The sequence below is a fragment of the Mesorhizobium sp. ORM8.1 genome (assembly GCF_053005525.2).
Genome location: NZ_CM132600.1, coordinates 1,626,590 through 1,643,965, shown reverse-complemented (window position 1 = coordinate 1,643,965; position 17,376 = coordinate 1,626,590). Strand labels below are relative to the sequence as shown.

General features: G+C 62.6%; 19 protein-coding genes. 17 read left to right on the top strand and 2 right to left on the bottom strand.

Features of this window, described 5'->3' with window-relative positions:
* Nucleotides 1-85 precede the first annotated feature (85 nt).
* Genes ACVDG8_RS08745 through cydX form a run of 3 tightly spaced genes read left to right on the top strand, consistent with a single transcriptional unit; the run spans nt 86 to nt 2,997 of the window.
* Nucleotides 86-1,660: a cytochrome ubiquinol oxidase subunit I gene (locus ACVDG8_RS08745; protein ID WP_447254347.1), complete on the top strand. Its 1,575-nt coding sequence runs from the start codon at nt 86-88 to the stop codon at nt 1,658-1,660.
* A gap of 26 nt (nt 1,661-1,686) precedes the next feature.
* Complete coding sequence (cydB, locus tag ACVDG8_RS08740) at nt 1,687-2,841, top strand: cytochrome d ubiquinol oxidase subunit II (protein WP_447254346.1); 1,155 nt, start codon at nt 1,687-1,689, stop codon at nt 2,839-2,841.
* Between the two features lie 24 nt (nt 2,842-2,865).
* Nucleotides 2,866-2,997, top strand: coding sequence for a cytochrome bd-I oxidase subunit CydX (gene cydX, locus ACVDG8_RS08735; RefSeq protein WP_447254345.1), 132 nt, complete (start codon nt 2,866-2,868; stop codon nt 2,995-2,997).
* 33 nt (nt 2,998-3,030) lie between these two features.
* On the opposite strand, the gene ACVDG8_RS08730 is transcribed toward cydX, so the two are convergent.
* Nucleotides 3,031-3,360 (bottom strand): rhodanese-like domain-containing protein, encoded by a 330-nt coding sequence (locus ACVDG8_RS08730; RefSeq protein ID WP_447254344.1) that lies wholly within the window; start codon nt 3,358-3,360, stop codon nt 3,031-3,033.
* A gap of 116 nt (nt 3,361-3,476) precedes the next feature.
* A complete protein-coding gene (locus tag ACVDG8_RS08725) occupies nt 3,477-3,839 on the bottom strand; it encodes an ArsR/SmtB family transcription factor (protein WP_447254343.1) in 363 nt (120 codons plus the stop codon).
* A gap of 346 nt (nt 3,840-4,185) precedes the next feature.
* On the opposite strand from ACVDG8_RS08725, the gene ACVDG8_RS08720 reads away from it, so the two are divergent.
* The 14 genes from ACVDG8_RS08720 (at nt 4,186) to ACVDG8_RS08655 (ending at nt 17,357) form a co-directional block, all read left to right on the top strand.
* Nucleotides 4,186-4,359: a hypothetical protein gene (locus ACVDG8_RS08720; RefSeq protein ID WP_447254342.1), complete on the top strand. Its 174-nt coding sequence runs from the start codon at nt 4,186-4,188 to the stop codon at nt 4,357-4,359.
* Nucleotides 4,360-4,842: 483 nt separating this feature from the next.
* Complete coding sequence (locus ACVDG8_RS08715; RefSeq protein ID WP_447254341.1) at nt 4,843-5,607, top strand: ImuA family protein; 765 nt, start codon at nt 4,843-4,845, stop codon at nt 5,605-5,607.
* Complete coding sequence (locus tag ACVDG8_RS08710; RefSeq protein ID WP_447254340.1) at nt 5,519-7,042, top strand: DUF6504 family protein; 1,524 nt, start codon at nt 5,519-5,521, stop codon at nt 7,040-7,042. The genes ACVDG8_RS08715 and ACVDG8_RS08710 overlap by 89 nt, the downstream gene beginning before the upstream one ends.
* The gene (locus ACVDG8_RS08705; RefSeq protein ID WP_447254339.1) at nt 7,039-10,305 is read left to right on the top strand and encodes an error-prone DNA polymerase; all 3,267 of its coding nucleotides are present in this window, start codon (nt 7,039-7,041) and stop codon (nt 10,303-10,305) included. The genes ACVDG8_RS08710 and ACVDG8_RS08705 overlap by 4 nt, the downstream gene beginning before the upstream one ends.
* A 695-nt stretch (nt 10,306-11,000) precedes the next feature.
* Nucleotides 11,001-11,327 carry a DUF736 domain-containing protein gene (locus tag ACVDG8_RS08700; RefSeq protein WP_447254338.1) on the top strand — a complete coding sequence of 109 codons (327 nt, stop codon included), beginning with the start codon at nt 11,001-11,003 and terminating at the stop codon, nt 11,325-11,327.
* Nucleotides 11,328-11,507: 180 nt separating this feature from the next.
* A complete protein-coding gene (locus ACVDG8_RS08695) occupies nt 11,508-11,762 on the top strand; it encodes a DNA -binding domain-containing protein (RefSeq protein WP_447254337.1) in 255 nt (84 codons plus the stop codon).
* Nucleotides 11,763-11,890: 128 nt separating this feature from the next.
* Nucleotides 11,891-12,199: a transcriptional regulator domain-containing protein gene (locus ACVDG8_RS08690; RefSeq protein WP_447254336.1), complete on the top strand. Its 309-nt coding sequence runs from the start codon at nt 11,891-11,893 to the stop codon at nt 12,197-12,199.
* Between the two features lie 49 nt (nt 12,200-12,248).
* A complete protein-coding gene (locus tag ACVDG8_RS08685; protein WP_447254335.1) occupies nt 12,249-12,653 on the top strand; it encodes a DUF2285 domain-containing protein in 405 nt (134 codons plus the stop codon).
* A gap of 128 nt (nt 12,654-12,781) precedes the next feature.
* Nucleotides 12,782-13,063, top strand: a complete 282-nt coding sequence (locus ACVDG8_RS08680; protein WP_447254334.1) for a helix-turn-helix domain-containing protein — start codon at nt 12,782-12,784, stop codon at nt 13,061-13,063.
* An 84-nt stretch (nt 13,064-13,147) separates the two neighbouring features.
* Nucleotides 13,148-13,666, top strand: coding sequence for a DUF2840 domain-containing protein (locus ACVDG8_RS08675; RefSeq protein WP_447254333.1), 519 nt, complete (start codon nt 13,148-13,150; stop codon nt 13,664-13,666).
* 102 nt (nt 13,667-13,768) lie between these two features.
* Nucleotides 13,769-14,206 carry a S26 family signal peptidase gene (locus tag ACVDG8_RS08670; protein ID WP_455707643.1) on the top strand — a complete coding sequence of 146 codons (438 nt, stop codon included), beginning with the start codon at nt 13,769-13,771 and terminating at the stop codon, nt 14,204-14,206.
* 70 nt (nt 14,207-14,276) lie between these two features.
* Nucleotides 14,277-14,612, top strand: coding sequence for a DUF736 domain-containing protein (locus tag ACVDG8_RS08665; protein WP_447254331.1), 336 nt, complete (start codon nt 14,277-14,279; stop codon nt 14,610-14,612).
* Between the two features lie 3 nt (nt 14,613-14,615).
* Entirely contained in the window at nt 14,616-15,374 is a 759-nt protein-coding gene (locus ACVDG8_RS08660; protein ID WP_447257276.1) for a lytic transglycosylase domain-containing protein, read from the top strand.
* Nucleotides 15,375-15,617: 243 nt separating this feature from the next.
* A complete protein-coding gene (locus ACVDG8_RS08655) occupies nt 15,618-17,357 on the top strand; it encodes a relaxase/mobilization nuclease domain-containing protein (RefSeq protein ID WP_447254330.1) in 1,740 nt (579 codons plus the stop codon).
* The last annotated feature ends 19 nt before the right edge of the window (nt 17,358-17,376 follow it).

Below are 17,376 nucleotides of genomic sequence, written 5' to 3'. Positions count from 1 at the left end.
TGCCCGATCTTTCAGCGAATTGATGCACGTCAAAGGCGTGGCCGGCGGACGCTCTATGAAGGAGCCGTCCTATCGGAGCACTGCAATGACCAGCCCCATGCTTGTGGAACTGTCGCGACTGCAATTCGCGCTGACAGCCATGTACCATTTCCTGTTCGTCCCGTTGACGCTGGGCCTGTCCATCATGCTCGCCATGATGGAGACGGTATATGTCATGACCGGCGGCACGATCTGGCGCGACATGGTCAAATTCTGGGGCGTGCTGTTCGGCATCAATTTTGCCCTTGGCGTCGCCACGGGCATCACCATGGAATTCCAGTTCGGCATGAACTGGGCCTATTATTCACATTATGTCGGCGACGTCTTCGGCGCGCCCCTGGCGATCGAAGGCCTGATGGCCTTCTTCTTGGAGGCGACATTCGTTGGCCTGTTCTTCTTCGGTTGGGACAAGCTATCGGCACGTGCGCATCTCGCCGTCACCTGGCTTACCGCGCTGGGCACGAATTTCTCGGCGCTGTGGATCCTGATCGCCAATGGCTGGATGCAAAATCCCGTAGGTGCGGCCTTCAACCCGGACACGATGCGCATGGAGGTGACGGACTTCACGTCTGTCCTCTTCAACCCCGTCGCGCAGGCGAAATTCGTCCACACGGTCTCGGCCGGCTATGTCTGCGGCGCCGTCTTCGTGCTCGGCGTCTCTGCTTTCTACATGCTGCGCGGGCGCCACATCGATCTCGCCAAACGCTCCTTCGTCATCGCCTCGGCCTTCGGCATCGCCTCCTCGCTGTCTGTCATCGTGCTCGGCGACGAGAGCGGATATGCCATCACCGACAACCAGAAGATGAAGCTCGCCGCGATGGAGGCGATGTGGGAGACCGAGCCGGCTCCGGCGTCCTTCACCGCCTTCGGTATTCCCTCCATGAGCGATCACACGACCCATTTCGCTATCCATATTCCCTGGGTCATGGGCCTTATCGGCACACGCTCGATCGACAAGGAAATCCCCGGCATCTTCGAGCTGGTGACGAAGGCCGAGGGGCGCATCCGCAACGGGTTGACCGGCTATGACGCACTGGAGAAGCTCAAGGTCAACCATGGCGACGCGGCGGCACGTGCAAGTTTCGAAGCGACAAGCAAGGATCTAGGCTATGCCCTGCTGCTGAAGCGCTATATCGAGGATCCGCGCCAGGCCAGCGACGATCAGATCAAGCAGGCCGCCTGGTCGACCGTCCCTGAAGTGCCGGCGATCTTCTTCACCTTCCGCATCATGGTGCTGTGCGCCTTCCTGCTGCTCGCCGTCTTCGCGCTCTCGATGTGGCATACGATGCGGGAAACGCCGGCATCACGCTGGCTGCTGCGTATGGCGCTCGTCGCGATGCCGTTGCCATGGATCGCCATCGAACTTGGCTGGTTCGTCGCAGAATTCGGGCGCCAGCCGTGGATCATCGAAGGCACTCTGCCGACCTTCCTCGCAACCTCCGAGCTTGGCGTTCCCGATCTTTTGATCACCATACTCGGCTTCACCCTCGTCTATGGCGTGCTCGCCGTGATCGAGGTGAGGCTGATGTTGCAGGCGATAGCGAAAGGTCCCCTCATTGGCGCCGGTGTCGCGTCTCTCACTGGCGAGGGCGCCCGAGTTCATCTGGCCGCCGCCCAATAACCTGGCTTGTGCAAGGGACAACGACGATGATCGATCTTCTCTTCAATTACGAGACGCTGCGGATCGTGTGGTGGGTGCTGCTTGGCGTCCTTCTGATGGGCTTCGCGGTGACGGATGGCTTCGATATGGGCGTCGGGGCGCTTCTGCCCTTCGTCGCAAAGACGGACATCGAGCGGCGCGTTGCCATCAACACGATCGGGCCGGTCTGGGAGGGCAACCAGGTCTGGTTCATCCTGGGCGGCGGCGCCATCTTCGCCGCCTGGCCAGCGCTCTATGCCATGAGCTTTTCCGGCTTTTACCTCGCAATGTTCCTGGTGCTGTTCGCGATGATCCTGCGGCCGGTCGCCTTCAAGTACCGCTCCAAGCGGGAAGATCCCCGCTGGCGTTCGACCTGGGACTGGGCGCTGTTCATCGGCGGCGCTGTGCCGGCACTCATCTTTGGCGTGGCAGTGGGCAATGCGCTGAGAGGCGTCCCGTTCCATTTCTCCACTGACCTGCGGCCATTCTACGAGGGCACCCTGTTTGGACTGGTCAATCCGGCGGCCCTGTACTGCGGTCTGGTCTCGCTTTCCATGCTTGTCATGCACGGCGCCGCATGGCTGGTGTTCAAAGCCGAAGGTCCGGTGGCCGCCCGGGCCAGAAGCATCGGTGGCCGGTCCGCATTGGCCGCCGCGTTCCTGTTCGCCGGCGGGGCAGTCCTTGTCAGACTTGGGTTGCTGGGCGGCTATGAGGTGACGAGCGCGATGGTCTGGGACGGACCGTCAAATCCGCTTGGCAAGACAGTCATCGCGAATGCAAGCGCCTGGCTGCGCAACTTCCACACCACGCCAATCCTTTGCCTGGTTCCGGCTTTGGGGATTGTCGCCCCGCTGGTCGCCGCCGCAGGCTTCAGCGCCCGTCGTGAAGGCCTCACCTTGCTCGCATCAAAGCTTGGCGTGATCTGTATTATCGCGACCGTCGGCCTGGCGATGTTTCCTATCATCCTGCCCTCAAGCACAAATCCGGGCCATTCATTGGCGGTGTTCGACGCGTCTTCAAGCCGGGCGACGCTGCGCAACATGCTGATCGCGACGGTCATTTTCCTGCCGCTCATTCTCGCCTACACGGCCTGGGTCTACCGCGTGCTCTGGGGAAAGGTCAGCGAAGCATCGGTGCGCGGGGCAGGGTCTTCGGCGTACTGATAGTAAAGACTGGAGATTGCAACGATGTGGTACTTCGCCTGGATCCTCGGCCTCGGACTGGCCACTACGGTCGGTATCCTGAATGCCCTCTGGTACGAGTTGCGCGCCGTTCGCGCGCAGCCCTCCGAACAGATCGAGCAACTCAAAGCCCCGTGAAACCCGCATTGATGTTGCCACGCGACGCGGCGATCAGCTTGCCGACGCAAAACCTTGCGCACGCCAGGCGCTGATGCCGCCGGCCATATGCGTATCGTGCGGCTGTCCCGCAGCCATGGCGATGGCGATGGCTTGCGATGACCTGCCGCCAGCATGGCAATAGAACACGACGGGTTTGCCTGGCGGGATAAGCGCTATTTTGTCGCGAAGGCTGCCCAAAGGGATATGAATGGCACCGGCTATATGCCCGGATGCCCACTCGCCGTCGTCCCTGACATCGACAAGCGTGATGGCGTCACCCAACTGACGCACCTGCGTCGGTGTCAGCGTCTTTTCCGCCGAGCGCGCTCCAAAACCAAACATTGCACTTCTCCTGTTTCGTGCGCGTCAACCATGCCGCGCCGCTTCCCGAGATTTCGTAGCCGTTCGTTCAAGGCGACAAAGCAAGCAAAGCGGTCGTGGGTCGCCAGTGCTTATGCTCAAGCACAAAAGGCCGAGTGAAGCGCGTCAACAACCGTGAGCACTTCCGGCCGGGTGATGCGATAGTAGACAGTGGTGCCATCGCGACGCGAATCGACCAGACCATCAGCGCGCAACCGCATGAGTTGCTGCGACATCGCCACCTGCCCGATCTCGAGCAATTCGCGCATCTCGGCGACAGAGCGCTCATCCTTTCCCAACGCGCAAAGAACCAGAAGCCGCTGCGGATGGGACATGCTTTTGAGCAACTCCGCAGCCTTTCCCGAAGCGGGGATCATATCCACTACATTCATATTTTTGAATTTATGATCTTTGAATGTTAAATGCAAGCCGTCCATCGAATTTAGGGGCCACCAACGCATTCAGGGGCTCCGGCTATTCGGGGCTGAGGGTCCGATGCTGCCGGCCGATACTCTCGACGCGGCCACAATCTGCGATCGGTTGATCCAGCGCCTGCCGAGCCGGGCGAAGGCCGGCCAACTCGGGGCAATATCGGCTCGTTGACTGAATCACGAACCGACCGCCGCGTTCATCAGCGCTATTCCTTGGTCCGGCCCGAGAGCCTGATGCCATCAACCCGTGAAGGGTCGGACTACGCAAAGCGTGCCGCCGCTTCGGCTACGCCTGCACGGTGATTGCGGCCTCGGCCGGACACATCGGGCGCCTGTCACGCGGGGATCGATCCCGCTTCCAGCAGGAGCCGGAAAGATGTCCCTCGCACAAGCAAACGCCTTCGCCTTCAGCCTCGCCAACAGCCTGATGGTCAGCATCGTCATCTTCAGAGCGGGCGATGGAACGCTCGCCGTCGCGCCGGCCGACGAGTATGACGGAGACGCTGCGGAGATCGTTGGTGAAATCGACCCGCACTCGGCAAACGCCTAGGATGGTCAGCAACCGGCTTAAGCCACCCGTTGCTCGGCCTGGGCCAACACCTGTGATCACTGTCCAAATCCATCACCGCTGGCCACTCGTTCGGACCACCGTGGGCGGGGACAGTCGGTCCCGCGTCCCGTCCTGCGGCCGGCGCTATGCTGACGCTCCTACGGCTGTCCTGTTAACCGCCCACGGCGGAGGCGAATTTCCTTCGTCCCGCGCGCGACAATGTCCGCATTGCGGACGCGCGCAGGACTGCGGTTTATGCGCCGTCTTTGCTCAGGGCGCCGACGGTCGCCGGCGCGACGTCAAGCGGGCTTATCAAGGCCTTCGACTGTGTCGTCCTGTCAGCAAAAAACTCTATCGGTGCCACCAGACAGGCGGTCGCCGCAGGCATTTCTTCCGCAGCGCCACCTCGCCATGCCATTGACTCTTTATTAGGAAGAGAACAAATGAGGAACATGCCGCCAGCATTTTGCGTTCAGGGAACAGATGAGTGCACAGACGCCAAGCGCTGCCATTTCCGATCTCCGAGATCGCATCGCGCGTCTCGAAGGTGGCAACAGGCGCGAACGAGCGGTGCTCCCTTTCGGCATCGCTGCTGTCGACAGCCATTTGCCTGGGGGCGGTGTGGCGCTTGGCGCGCTCCATGAAGTTGCCGGTGGTGGCAATGGAGCGATTGATGGCGCTGCCGCGTCGCTTTTTGCGGCGGGAATTGCGGCGAGGACGCAGGGCAAGGTGCTGTGGTGTGTGACGCGCCAGGATCTGTTTGCGCCGGCAATTGCCCAGGTCGGACTTCACCCCGACCGGGTGATCTATGTCGAAGCCGGTGACGACAAATCCTTGCTCGCCTGCTTCGAGGAAGGTCTGCGGCATGTGGGGCTTGGGGCTGTGGTCGCGGAAGTCGCGCGCCTGTCCATGACTGCCTCGCGCCGGTTGCAACTGGCATCCGAAGGCTCCGGCGCGATGGGCATCGCCATCCGCCGCTGGCGCCGCCAGACCGAAGTGGCCGATTTCGGGCAGCCGACGGCATCTGTCACCCGCTGGCGGGTTTCCGTCCTGCCATCGCAACCGCTTCCCGTGCCCGGCGTTGGCCGGGCGCGATGGCAACTGGAACTGATCCGGTCTCGTGGAGGGGAAACGCTCGATATCGAAGTGGAGGCTTGTGATGCAAAGGGTCGTCTCGCTCTTCCTTCCAAACTGGTCGACCGACCGGCTCAGAAGGAAATTGGGCGACGTCTCGCTGCCACCGGATAGACCTTTGGTGCTGGTCGGGCGGCAAGGCAATCGTCGCCTTGTGACCGCGGCTGATCGTGCGGCATTAGAAGCCGGCTTGCGCATCGGCATGCCGGCGACGAAGGCACAGGCCCTCGTACAAGGTCTGGTGGTTATGGACGCTGAGCCAGACGCCGACGCGGCGGCATTGGAGCGGCTGGCGCTGTGGGCGTTGCGGCGCTACGCGCCGATCGTCGCTGTGGATCCTCCGGACGGATTGGTCCTGGACACCAGCGGCGCCGATCACCTGCATGGCGGCGAACGCTTGATGCTGACCGGTATGATCGAGCGTCTCGGTCAGGTCGGCTTGTCGGCGCGGGCCGCGATAGCCGATAGCTGGGGCGCCGCACACGCTGTCGCGCGCTGCGTCAGGCAGACCGTCAGCGTTGTCGCCGTCGACGCGACCTATGATGCAGTTCTTCCTCTGCCTGTCACGGCACTGCGTTTGCCCGATGCGATCGTGAGCGGTCTGCGGGCTTTGGGCTTCGACAGGGTGGGTGAGCTTCTGCAGCAGCCGCGTGCGCCGCTGACGCTGCGCTTCGGGCCCGAATTGGGCCGCCGGCTTGACCAGATTGCTGGACGCCTTGCCGAACCGATAGAGCCGGTGCGACCAGCCGACGTGCTTGAGGTAAAACGGACCTTTGGCGAGCCCATTGGTGCGGCCGAGACGATCGCGCGTTACGTCGGCAAGCTCGTGCAATCGTTGTGTGCCGAACTGGAGACGAAGGGTCTCGGCGCCCTGCGGCTCGACCTGCTGCTTTACCGCGTCGACAACCGCGTCGAGGCCATTCGCGTTGGCACGGCCTTGCCGGTCCGCGATGTGAAGCGGCTGACAGGGATCATCCGCGACAAGATCGAGACGATCGATCCGGGCTTCGGCATCGAGTTGATGCGCCTGTCCGCGCCCCTGGCCGAACCGTTGACGCCGAGGCAGACAATTTCCTCGCTCATCGAGCAGCCGGATACAGACATCTCGGACCTGATCGACATTCTCGGCAACCGTGTCGGCGAGGAGAGGTTGTATCGCTTTGCACCGGTGGCCAGCGACGTGCCGGAGCGATCGTTTCGGCGCGTGGCGCCCGCGTCCGTTGAGACAGGCGAGGCATGGCCAGACCATTGGCCGCGTCCGGCGCGTTTGTTTGCCGTTCCTGAGCTGATCGAGGCGATGGCGCTGCTGCCGGATCATCCGCCGGCGAGCTTTACCTGGAGAGGCATCCGGCGAAGGGTGAAGCGCGCCGATGGCCCTGAGCGGGTATTCGGCGAATGGTGGAAGCGTGACGCCGAGCTTGCCGCCGTGCGCGACTATTTCCAGGTCGAGGATGAAGGAGGCGAGCGGTTCTGGATCTATCGCGCCGGCGATGGCGAGGATGCCGCGACCGGTTCGCATCGCTGGTTCCTGCACGGCATCTTCGGATGACTGCACCTTACGTTGAGTTGCAATGTACCTCGCATTTCTCCTTCTTGCGCGGCGCGAGCTCCTGCGAGGAATTGTTTGCGCAGGCCGCCATCATGGACATGTCGGCACTTGCCATCTGCGATCGCAACAGCCTGGCCGGAATCGTTCGGGCGCATGAGGCGGCAAAGGCGACCGGCGTCAGGCTGATCGTCGGCTGCCGGCTGGATCTGGCGGAAGAAATCTCCATCCTGGTCTACCCCGCCGATCGTGCGGCCTATTCCAGGCTTTGCCGGTTGCTGTCGCTCGGCAAGAAGCGCGGCGGCAAGGCGAAGTGCGTGCTGCATTGGGACGATCTTGTTGCTTATGGCGAGGGCCTCGTTGCGGTGTTTGTTCCCGACCAGGCCGACGACGAATGCGCGCTCTGGCTCAGGCGGTTGCGCGAGGCATTTGGCGGTCGGGCTTACATGGCGCTGACTCTGCGCCGCCGTCCCAATGATGCGCTGCGGCTGCACGATCTGTCCAATCTTGCCGAACAGGCCGGCGTGCCAACGGTCGTCACCAATGATGTCCTTTTCCATGAACCATCAAGGCGCATCCTGCAGGATGTCGTCACCTGCATCCGGCACAATGTCACGATCGATGATGCTGGGTTTCGGCGGGAGCGGCATGCCGACCGCTACCTGAAACCGCCCGATGAAATGGCGCGGTTGTTTGGCCGCTATCCCAAAGCGATGGCGCGCACGCTCGAGGTCGCGGCGCGCTGTCGGTTCTCCTTGGAGGAACTTGCTTATCAATATCCAGAGGAGCGGATGCTGCCGGGCCTGACACCGCAGCAGGCGTTGGAGAAGCTCACTTGGGAAGGCGCGACGGAGCGCTTTCCCGAGGGTGTGCCGGACAAGGTTGTTGGCACGCTCAAGCATGAATTGCAGCTCATCGAGAAGCTGCAATACGCGCTGTATTTTCTGACGGTCAATTCGATCGTCCGCTTTGCCCGCAGCCAGGATATTCTGTGCCAGGGCAGGGGGTCGGCTGCCAACAGCGCCGTTTGCTACGTGCTCGGCATCACGTCGATCGATCCCGACCGCAATGATCTTCTGTTTGAACGCTTTGTCTCGGAGGAGCGCCGCGAGCCGCCCGATATCGATGTCGACTTCGAACATGAACGGCGCGAAATCGTCATGCAGTGGGTGTTCGACGCCTATGGTCGTGAGCACGCCGCACTCTGCTCGACCGTCATCCGCTATCGCTCGAAAGGCGCCTTGCGTGACGTCGGTAAGGCTTTGGGTCTGCCCGAAGACCTGATCAAGATGCTGTCGTCTCAGGTCTGGGGCTGGTCGGACGAAGGCGTCCAACCCAAGCACGCCGAGGAGCTGAACCTCAATCTCGGCGACCGCCGTCTGCGGCTGGCGTTGGATCTGGCAACGCAGCTGATCGGCGCACCGCGTCATCTGTCGCAGCATCCCGGTGGCTTCGTTTTGACCCGCGACCGGCTCGACGATCTGGTGCCGATCGAGCCGGCCGCGATGAAGGACCGCCAGGTCATTGAATGGGACAAGGATGACATCGATGCGCTGAAATTCATGAAGGTCGATGTGCTGGCGCTCGGCATGTTGTCATGCATGAAACGCGGCTTCGATCTGCTGGCCGAGCACAAAGGCATCAATCTCGATCTCGCCTCGATCCCGGCCGAGGACCCACGAACTTATGCAATGATCCGCAAGGCCGACACGCTCGGCACCTTCCAAATCGAATCCCGTGCACAAATGTCGATGCTGCCGCGCATCAAGCCGCGGACTTTTTACGACCTGGTCATCGAGGTCGCGATCGTACGGCCGGGGCCGATCCAAGGCGACATGGTGCACCCCTATCTGCGCCGGCGTGAAGGCAAGGAAGAGGTGGTCTATCCCAAGCCCGAGCTGGAAAAGGTGCTCGGGAAAACACTGGGTGTGCCTTTGTTCCAGGAGCAGGCAATGCGTGTGGCGATCGAATGCGCCGGCTTCACCCCTGGCGAGGCCGATCAACTTCGCCGCGCCATGGCGACCTTCAAGCACACAGGCGGCGTCTCGAAATTCGGCACCAAGCTGATCGCCGGCATGGTGAAGAACGGCTACGAGCGGGAGTTCGCGGAGAAGACCTTCAAACAGCTCGAAGGCTTCGGCAGCTACGGTTTTCCGGAAAGTCACGCTGCAAGCTTCGCACTGATCGCCTACGCTTCGTCCTGGATGAAATGCCACCATCCCGATGTCTTCTGTGCCGCTCTCCTCAATGCCCAGCCGATGGGCTTCTATGCGCCAGCGCAGATCGTTCGCGATGCGCGCGACCATGGCGTCGAGGTGCGTCCGGTCTGCATCAACGCCTCACGCTGGGATTGCACGCTTGAGCCCGCTGCGTATGACGATCGGTTCGCGGTTCGACTTGGGCTGCGCATGGTCCGTGGTCTGGCCAATGCCGATGCCGCCACCATCGTCACCGCGCGTGCCGACCAGCCCTTTGTGTCAGTGGATGACCTGTGGCATCGCGCAGGTGTTCCCGCGGCTTCGCTGGTTGAACTCGCCCAGGCCGACGCGTTTCAGCCTTCCTTGTCACTGGCGAGGCGGGAGGCCTTGTGGGCGATCAAGGCGCTGCGCGACGAGCCGTTGCCTTTATTTGCTGCCGCCTCCGCTCGCGAGCAGCAAACGGTACAGGAGATCCACGAGCCCCTTGTCGCGCTGCGCGCCATGACATCAGGTGGCGAGGTTGTCGAAGACTATGGGCATGTCGGCCTGACGTTGCGCGACCATCCTGTGTCCTTCCTGCGTGCCGACCTGGGTCGCAAACACATCGTCTCGTGCCGGGAGGCGATGCAGGCGCGCGATGGCCAATGGCTGGAAGCGGCTGGCCTCGTATTGGTCCGGCAGCGGCCGGGCTCGGCCAAGGGCGTCATGTTCATCACGATCGAGGACGAGACCGGCATCGCCAACCTGGTGGTGTGCGTCAAGGTCTTCGAGAAATATCGCAGGGTTGTGCTCGGTGCCGGCATGATCGGCGTTTATGGGGGCATTCAGCGGGAAGGCGAGGTGGTCCATCTCGTCGCCCATAGACTGAGCGATCTCTCGAGCGACCTGGCCAGCGTTGGCGATCGGGACGCCGCCTTTCCCTTGCCGCATGGGCGGGGCGATGAGTTTCATCATGGCAGTCCGACGCCCGACCCGCGTGGCATGCCGAAAGGGCCGCAGCCCAGGAATATCATCGACCCGTATCTTCACATCGACCAGATCAAGATGAAGACGCGCGATTTCAAATAGGTGTGCGGCATTGGCTATTCAGCAATGACCAGCGATGACCGTTACGGCCGTCGGCCTCGTTCCCAGAAGCTGTCATTCGGGCTATTCGGTCGAGGACATCAGGGCGAGGGCGATCTCGCATAAGTGCGCGTGCCTACTGCTCGGCCATGCGCAGATCAGCCAGCCGCGTCTTCATGCACCGACAGCTGCGTCAGTCGTGCCCCGGTCGATCGCGGCGTCGCTAATATACCCCCACGTCCGTCCGGTCCAGGATCGTCGCCTCCACGATCGCCGGCGAGGGGACGGAGCCGTGGAGGATGGACCATTGGCGTCTGCGGGAAATACGGTCAGCGTATCGTGGGTGAATGCCATTGTTGGTGGCCATTGAGCGCCACGTGTTCGGCTTCTGATTTTGAGCCGGGCAGACATATCTCCGTCTACCCTGTCGCCACGACCACACCGATAGCGGTCTCTTCGATTGGTGTTTCTGGTCCGATGGGCAGCTTCGCCTCGATCGCCTGTGACGCAACGGCACGTCGCGACTTTCTTCCCCTGCCGGCTGCGCCGTCATTCCTCGCGATACAACAAAGTCGCTCCCGCACCGTCCTCCGCTTTGCTCCGGCCCTTGGGTGCGCCGGCGATCGCCTTCGACCTTGCGACCACCATCGAGACCGCAATGGTGCGGCTCGAAACAGACAGGATCAAGGAGAACTATCATGGCTACCATCGGCGCCTTCAAGAAGTCCGGCAACAACGAGTTCACTGGCGACATCGTCACCCTCAGCGTCCAGGCTCGCGGCGTTCGCATTATCCCCGAAACCCGCGCCAACGGCGACAACGCTCCCAGCCACCGCGTCTTCGTCGGGCGAGCGGAAATCGGCGCCGCCTGGGCCAAGCAGTCCAACGAGGGTCGCGATTATCTCGGGCTCAAGCTCGACGATCCGAGCTTCACATCCCCGATCTTCGCCAATCTCTTCAATGACGAAGACGGCGAGGGCTACAGCCTGATCTGGTCACGCCCGAGCCGCCGCAACGCCGATTAAGCGACTGGAAAGGCCCGCCCGAACCACTCGGGCGGGCCTTCCTTTGGATCCCACCTGGCGTCACGGCGCCGCTGCAAAATCGGGACGATGTCGAGACAGCATCGCATGATGCGCTTCGCGCCCCTTCGCTGGCGATACCAGAGGCATAAGATTGTCGGCCAATACCGGACGGAAACAGCCATGATCGAACCATTTGACGACACCGCGCCGACTGGCGAAGACCTCGCCGACTATGATCGCAGCCACGTCAAGCTCTACATGCGTTTGTTCGACGCCGACGCCGATGGCGCCGATTGGCGCGAGGTGGTCAGGATCCTCTTCGAGATTGATCCGACACAGGAGCCCCAACGCGCCCGGGATGTCTATGACAGCCATCTTGCGCGGGCACGCTGGATGACACGCACAGGCTACCGCCAGCTGCTGCGCGAGACCTGAAACCAGCGAGCGCTGCCATACAGCGATGTCGAAAAGGCATCACCCAATGCCTTCCCGGGACGTTTCTTCAATCGCCAGAGTTCGGAATCGATTCGAGCACGACTTGCCATTTCGCGAGGAGATGCACGATGAAACCGGATATGTCGCGTTGGCGGAACAACAGCAGCTACGATTTCTTCGACACCTTGCCAATTGAAGGTCTCGCCTGGGAATGTCTACGCCGCTCTGATCCTTATCATCGATTTTATCGGGACATCGCTATCGCCGGAGCTGAACGCGAGCCCTTAACAACTGGAGCTCAGAAACGCTGGGGGTTGCGATTTCCCGGCGCGGCCCGATTTGTCGTCTTTGGCGCAAGACGTTTTGTGGTCGCCTCTGGTCGATCCTGCCGTACTGGCTCTCACGTCCTCACCGGATTTCCTATCACTCGATCCTGAAGCGCTTGTCGGGCCCCGCGGGGGTCGTGAGAGCCCGCAAGGTTCTCACATGATTCATGACGACGCGATCGCCACGCAGCTTCTTCTCCTTCCCGGCAGCAAGGGTGATGGTTCTCTGGCGGCATTGATCCCGCTGGATTCCCAAACGCAGGGACGCATCGAGGCTCTCGTGCGATTCTGGCGTGGCCATCGCAAGCGGCCTGTACCGGCGGACACGCGCATGACGGTTCAGCAGCGTCGCCGTCTGCGCCTGATGTTGCAGGCCGCCGATGCCCGTACGAACGGCGCCAGCTACCGCGAGATCGCGACGGCCTGCTACGGGGCAGGGCGTGTTGACGCCAATCCCTGGAAAACCTCATCGCTGCGAGACACCGTGATCGGCCTCGCCAGAGGCGGGACCGCCATGATCGGAGGCGGATACCTGCAACTTCTGCGCCACCGCAGGCGAACCTAGCGCATGGGGGTGGCGATTTAATGCCCCCCAATCTTCGCCATCCCCCTCGAAACAAGCTTTCCGCCACCGTGATCGTCGTCCGCCGCTGAACGCCAGCGGTTCCCTGCAGCCACACGGAGGCCCGACCCATGCGACCTGATCTAGCCGCTTTGCCGCCGCGCTTTTTTCGCACCAAGGAAGCTGCCGATTTCCTCAGCCTGTCATCGCGCACGCTCGAAAAGCATCGGACCTACGGGACCGGCCCCACCTATCGCAAACTTGGCGGCCGCGTCGTCTATGCCATTGACGATCTGCAGGCTTGGGCTGAGCGCGGAGCGGTGACGTCAACATCGGATCCTCGCGGCTCGGTACTTCCCGCCAAGCGCCACCAGCCGGCAACTCCAATCCCGACTGGACGGCATGACCGCTGACCACCGGTCCACGCGAAGGCCGCGGGCCGATCGCGCAGCGGTCGCCGATCCGACCGCGCATCCCATGAGATCAGGACACCGAGAATGATCGACATCGTCAACTACACCTCAGGCGGATCCGTGCGCGACGCGGCGCAGAAAGACGGTCTGACGCGTGTCGAGCTGATATGGAGTGCGAAGAGAATTGAGTTCTGGCTTCGCTTCGGGACAGTCGATCGAGAACAGATCCTCGATCGGCGTCGGCGGGTCGTTTCGTTTCGCCCTGGCACTACCTTTGCCTTCGTGCGCTGGGCCGCGAATGGCTTCGGCACGGTCATCTCGCGCCTCGATGTCGTGCTAGCCGTCTCTGCGAGCCAACCCTATCGGACGCTGCCTTTCGTGCGGCCTGGTGGCGACATCCTGCTGACGGTGCAAGGTTGGCAGAATGTCGAGCGGGTGTTGCAGGCAATCGATGCAATCGAGTGTATCGGGATCGATCCAGAAGCAGTCTCACCTGATCATTGGCGGCACGTCCACCACCGGATGGCTGCCGGTGAGGCGGCTCGCACCTACACATCCGATCTGCATTTCGCCTATCTCCTGCGGCGGCGGGTGCAGCCGTGAGGCGATCAGCGCTTATCGTTGCGATGGCTTTGGCCAGCACAGGGGTGCTTCTTCCTGCTCACGGCATTGCCGCGAAAGCTTGTCTGGAACGCTTCGGCCAGCGTGCCGATCGGGTTCTATCAGATCGACAGCGACAGCGAGGTTTCGGGTGGCGACCTCGTCGCCGTACGGGCGCCCGAACCGTTGGCAACGTTCCTTGCCAAGCGGGCCTATCTGCCGAAAGGTGTGTTGCTGCTTAAACGCATCCTAGCGGTTTCTGGCCAGACGGTGTGCCGCGACAGGCTCGCCATTTCAGTCGACGGCCATCACGTTGGCGATGCGCTTGAGCGAGATGGTGCCGGCCGAGATCTGCCTTACTGGCAAGGCTGCCGGATTATTCCCGCCGGGGCCGTTTTCCTTATGAATCGGCAAGTCCGCGACAGTTTCGACGGCCGTTACTTCGGCCTCGTTTCAACCAATTGCATCATCGGCCGCGCCGTCCCGCTGTGGACCGACGAGCAAGGAGACGGCCGCTTTCAATGGCGCGCGCCAACGCGGTGAGCGCGCCCCTGGCGGCCCCTCTCATGCCGTCCCGACATCACCGCCGATCACCCGCGAAAGGAGACATGACATGCCACAGATCGGACAATTCACCCGCAATCAGAGCGGCTATTCGGGCCGCATCCGCACACTCAGCCTCGATACCGGCATCGCGATCGTCGAGGCGGATGCGAGCGACGCGGAAAAGGCGCCCGACTACCGTGTGCACGCCGGAAGTGAAGACGGGCCGGTGGTCGGTGCCGGTTGGAAACGCTCCGGTGAAAAGGCCGGCGAGTTCGTCTCGCTGCAGATAGACGACCCGACCTTCGCACGACCGCTCCGCGCCAATCTGTTCCAGAACGGCGACGACAAGACGTCGTGGTCGCTGCAGTGGTCGCGTCAACGCGACCGCGCCGAGAAGGCTTGAGTGATGCTTGCGCGCCGTCGGTCGACGAACCGTTTGCGTCAGCTCGTATTGCCTTGCGTGCGTCTGGACAATGCGCTCGCCCTGCTTGCCGGCCTCTGGCTCATATGCGCCAGTCCCGCGACCTCGCTGGCGCAAAACCCAACGGTCGTCACGCCCTCGGCGCGCAGCTACGAAGTTCACATCACGGAGGCGGCGGGGCGCTTCGGGCTTCCGCCCGCCTGGATCCGCGCCGTACTTTGCGCGGAAAGCGCAGGCGACCTACGCGCCACCTCGGGAAAAGGCGCCATGGGACTGATGCAGATCGTGCCGGGAACCTGGGCCGAGCTGCGGCTTCGCTATCGGCTCGGCAGCAACCCTTACGATCCGCACGACAACATCATCGCGGGCTCGGCCTACATCCGCGAGCTCCTGGATCGCTACGGATCGCCCGGCTGGATTGCCGCCTATAATGCAGGCCCGGGGCGCTACGAAGCGTCATTGCGGGGTCGGCGGCTGCCTCGCGAGACGCGCGCCTATGTCATCGCCGTTGCATCCGCCATCAGCAGCGGCGGCACGGCGACAGGGCACAGCAGCGCATCCCCTCCCTCATCCAGCTGGAGGAAAGCGCCGCTCTTCGTCGGCGAACCAGCAGACAAGCCCGCAGCCGGTCCAGCGCCCCTCGATAGCGTGCCGAGGGCGCAGACCGTGCACCAACCGTCTGACGTCGCACCTCGGTCGGCCGGCCTCTTCGTGGCCAAGGCGAACGACAGGACTGAGCCATGAGCGGGTTCGGCGCTTTTCGTATCAACGCGGGCTCTCGCGCAGGTTGGCGAGTGCAAGGGGTGAACGCAGCGGAGGCGACCGAACGATGGCTAGATAAAAGCGCGCACATTGCGCGTCGGCCGGTCGGTTGTTTTTGTGGCGTTTTCAGGTGCGATGCGCACATTGTGGCCGTTCGACGCAATGTGCGTCGAACACCCAAGACTTTGCATCTGCATCCTCTTTTCCACATTGCGGGGCAGCGACATGGCCGATGAGCGCGAGTTCCGCATTCGACCCGGCCGCATGCGCTCCAACCGCGCTCAAGCCGCGCGGCCGTTCATCTCACAGGCGCTGGCGGCGGCTAGGAAGGCGGGCGGCAGCATCTCCCGTTCCGGTCAAATCAGTCCTGGCAACCGATCGCGCTTCGGCCGGGGCCGGATCGCCAACGTCCAGGCCAACCGTCTGCTGACCGGGCGCTCCCGCGTCACGGTTATCAAGACCCGTGTCGTTCGCCATTCCAATCGCGCCGTGCCGCTTGCCGCCCACCTCACCTACCTGCGGCGCGAGGGCGTGAGCCGTGAAGGGGAAAAGGCTCGCATGTTCAGCCCAGGAACCGACGATGCCGACGTCAAGGATTTCGCCGAGCGCTGCGATGGCGACCGTCACCATTTCCGCTTCATCGTCTCGCCCGACGATGCCGTCGACATGGCTGATCTCAAGTCCTTCACCCGCGACCTGATGAGCCAGGTGGAAAAGGATCTGGGCACGACACTCGACTGGGTCGCCGCGGACCACTGGAACACCGACAATCCCCACATCCACATCATCCTTCGCGGCCGCGCAGATGACGGACAGGATCTCGTGATCTCGCGCGCCTATATCAAGGAAGGGATGCGCGCGCGTGCGGCCGATCTTGTTACGCAGGAACTCGGCCCTCGCTCTGAACTCGACATTCGCCGCAATTTGGAGCGGCAGATTGGAGCTGAGCGCTGGACGCAACTTGACCGGCAACTGCTTCGCGACCTTGTCGGCACCGGCGTCATCGATCTTGCCCAGGGTCCTCACAGTCAACCCGATGAGTATCACGTGCAGAAGGTCGGCCGCCTGCGCAAGCTCGAAGCCCTCGGCCTGGCCGATCAGGTCGGGCCAGGCCAATGGGTGATCGACGACAAGGCGGAAGCAACCCTGCGCGAACTCGGCGAGCGCGGCGATATCATCAAGCGGATGCACCGCGCGCTGAGCGAGCGGGGCGTCGAGCGCGGATCGGCGAGTTACGTGCTTGCCGCCGAGAGCCTCGATGTGCCGATTATCGGTCGGCTGCTCGATCGCGGTTTGGATGACGAACTGAGCGGAACTGCCTATGCCGTGGTCGATGGCGTCGACGGACGCACCCACCACATCAGACTTGCCCATCTGGAGGCGGCTGGCGACAGCCCGCCGGGCTCGATTGTCGAACTGCGCAAGTTCGATGATGCGTCAGGCCAACGTCGAGTAGCGCTCGCCGTCCGCTCCGATCGTGACTTGCATGAGCAGATCACGGCAGCGGGAGCCACCTGGCTCGACCGTCAGGCCATCGCTCGCGAGCCTGTCGCCTTGAGCGTTGGTGGCTTCGGCGCCGAGGTGCACCGGGCCATGGAACAGAGGGCCGATCACCTCGTCGGCGAAGGACTGGCGAAGCGTCAAGGCGGGCGTTTTGTCTTCAGCCGCGACCTGATCGAGACGCTGCGCCGCAGGGAACTCGAGCTGGTTGGTGAGAAGCTTGCCGCCGAGACCGGACAGCCCTTCAAGCGAACTGGTTCAGGCGACTTTGTTGCTGGCGCTTATCGTCAGCGCTTGTCGCTGGCATCCGGCCGTTTCGCCATGATCGACGACGGTCTTGGCTTCCAGCTCGTTCCCTGGACTCCCTCCCTTGAGAAGCGTCTCGGCCAGCACGTCTCCGGTTTGGCTCGCGGTGACGGCGGAACCGACTGGAGCTTTGGCCGCAAGCGCGGGATCGGTCTGTGAGACACAAGAAAGGAACTCG

What these genes read in the sequence shown, in the direction of transcription:
- ACVDG8_RS08655 (WP_447254330.1), top strand. Translation starts at nt 15,618, where the DNA reads ATGGCCGATGAGCGCGAGTTCCGCATTCGACCCGGCCGCATGCGCTCC.
- ACVDG8_RS08725 (WP_447254343.1), bottom strand. Translation starts at nt 3,839, where the DNA reads ATGCGTTGGTGGCCCCTAAATTCGATGGACGGCTTGCATTTAACATTC.
- ACVDG8_RS08715 (WP_447254341.1), top strand. Translation starts at nt 4,843, where the DNA reads ATGAGTGCACAGACGCCAAGCGCTGCCATTTCCGATCTCCGAGATCGC.
- ACVDG8_RS08685 (WP_447254335.1), top strand. Translation starts at nt 12,249, where the DNA reads ATGATTCATGACGACGCGATCGCCACGCAGCTTCTTCTCCTTCCCGGC.
- ACVDG8_RS08695 (WP_447254337.1), top strand. Translation starts at nt 11,508, where the DNA reads ATGATCGAACCATTTGACGACACCGCGCCGACTGGCGAAGACCTCGCC.
- ACVDG8_RS08665 (WP_447254331.1), top strand. Translation starts at nt 14,277, where the DNA reads ATGCCACAGATCGGACAATTCACCCGCAATCAGAGCGGCTATTCGGGC.
- ACVDG8_RS08700 (WP_447254338.1), top strand. Translation starts at nt 11,001, where the DNA reads ATGGCTACCATCGGCGCCTTCAAGAAGTCCGGCAACAACGAGTTCACT.
- ACVDG8_RS08690 (WP_447254336.1), top strand. Translation starts at nt 11,891, where the DNA reads ATGAAACCGGATATGTCGCGTTGGCGGAACAACAGCAGCTACGATTTC.
- ACVDG8_RS08680 (WP_447254334.1), top strand. Translation starts at nt 12,782, where the DNA reads ATGCGACCTGATCTAGCCGCTTTGCCGCCGCGCTTTTTTCGCACCAAG.
- ACVDG8_RS08745 (WP_447254347.1), top strand. Translation starts at nt 86, where the DNA reads ATGACCAGCCCCATGCTTGTGGAACTGTCGCGACTGCAATTCGCGCTG.
- ACVDG8_RS08730 (WP_447254344.1), bottom strand. Translation starts at nt 3,360, where the DNA reads ATGTTTGGTTTTGGAGCGCGCTCGGCGGAAAAGACGCTGACACCGACG.
- ACVDG8_RS08675 (WP_447254333.1), top strand. Translation starts at nt 13,148, where the DNA reads ATGATCGACATCGTCAACTACACCTCAGGCGGATCCGTGCGCGACGCG.
- ACVDG8_RS08720 (WP_447254342.1), top strand. Translation starts at nt 4,186, where the DNA reads ATGTCCCTCGCACAAGCAAACGCCTTCGCCTTCAGCCTCGCCAACAGC.
- cydX (WP_447254345.1), top strand. Translation starts at nt 2,866, where the DNA reads ATGTGGTACTTCGCCTGGATCCTCGGCCTCGGACTGGCCACTACGGTC.
- ACVDG8_RS08660 (WP_447257276.1), top strand. Translation starts at nt 14,616, where the DNA reads ATGCTTGCGCGCCGTCGGTCGACGAACCGTTTGCGTCAGCTCGTATTG.
- ACVDG8_RS08705 (WP_447254339.1), top strand. Translation starts at nt 7,039, where the DNA reads ATGACTGCACCTTACGTTGAGTTGCAATGTACCTCGCATTTCTCCTTC.
- cydB (WP_447254346.1), top strand. Translation starts at nt 1,687, where the DNA reads ATGATCGATCTTCTCTTCAATTACGAGACGCTGCGGATCGTGTGGTGG.
- ACVDG8_RS08710 (WP_447254340.1), top strand. Translation starts at nt 5,519, where the DNA reads ATGCAAAGGGTCGTCTCGCTCTTCCTTCCAAACTGGTCGACCGACCGG.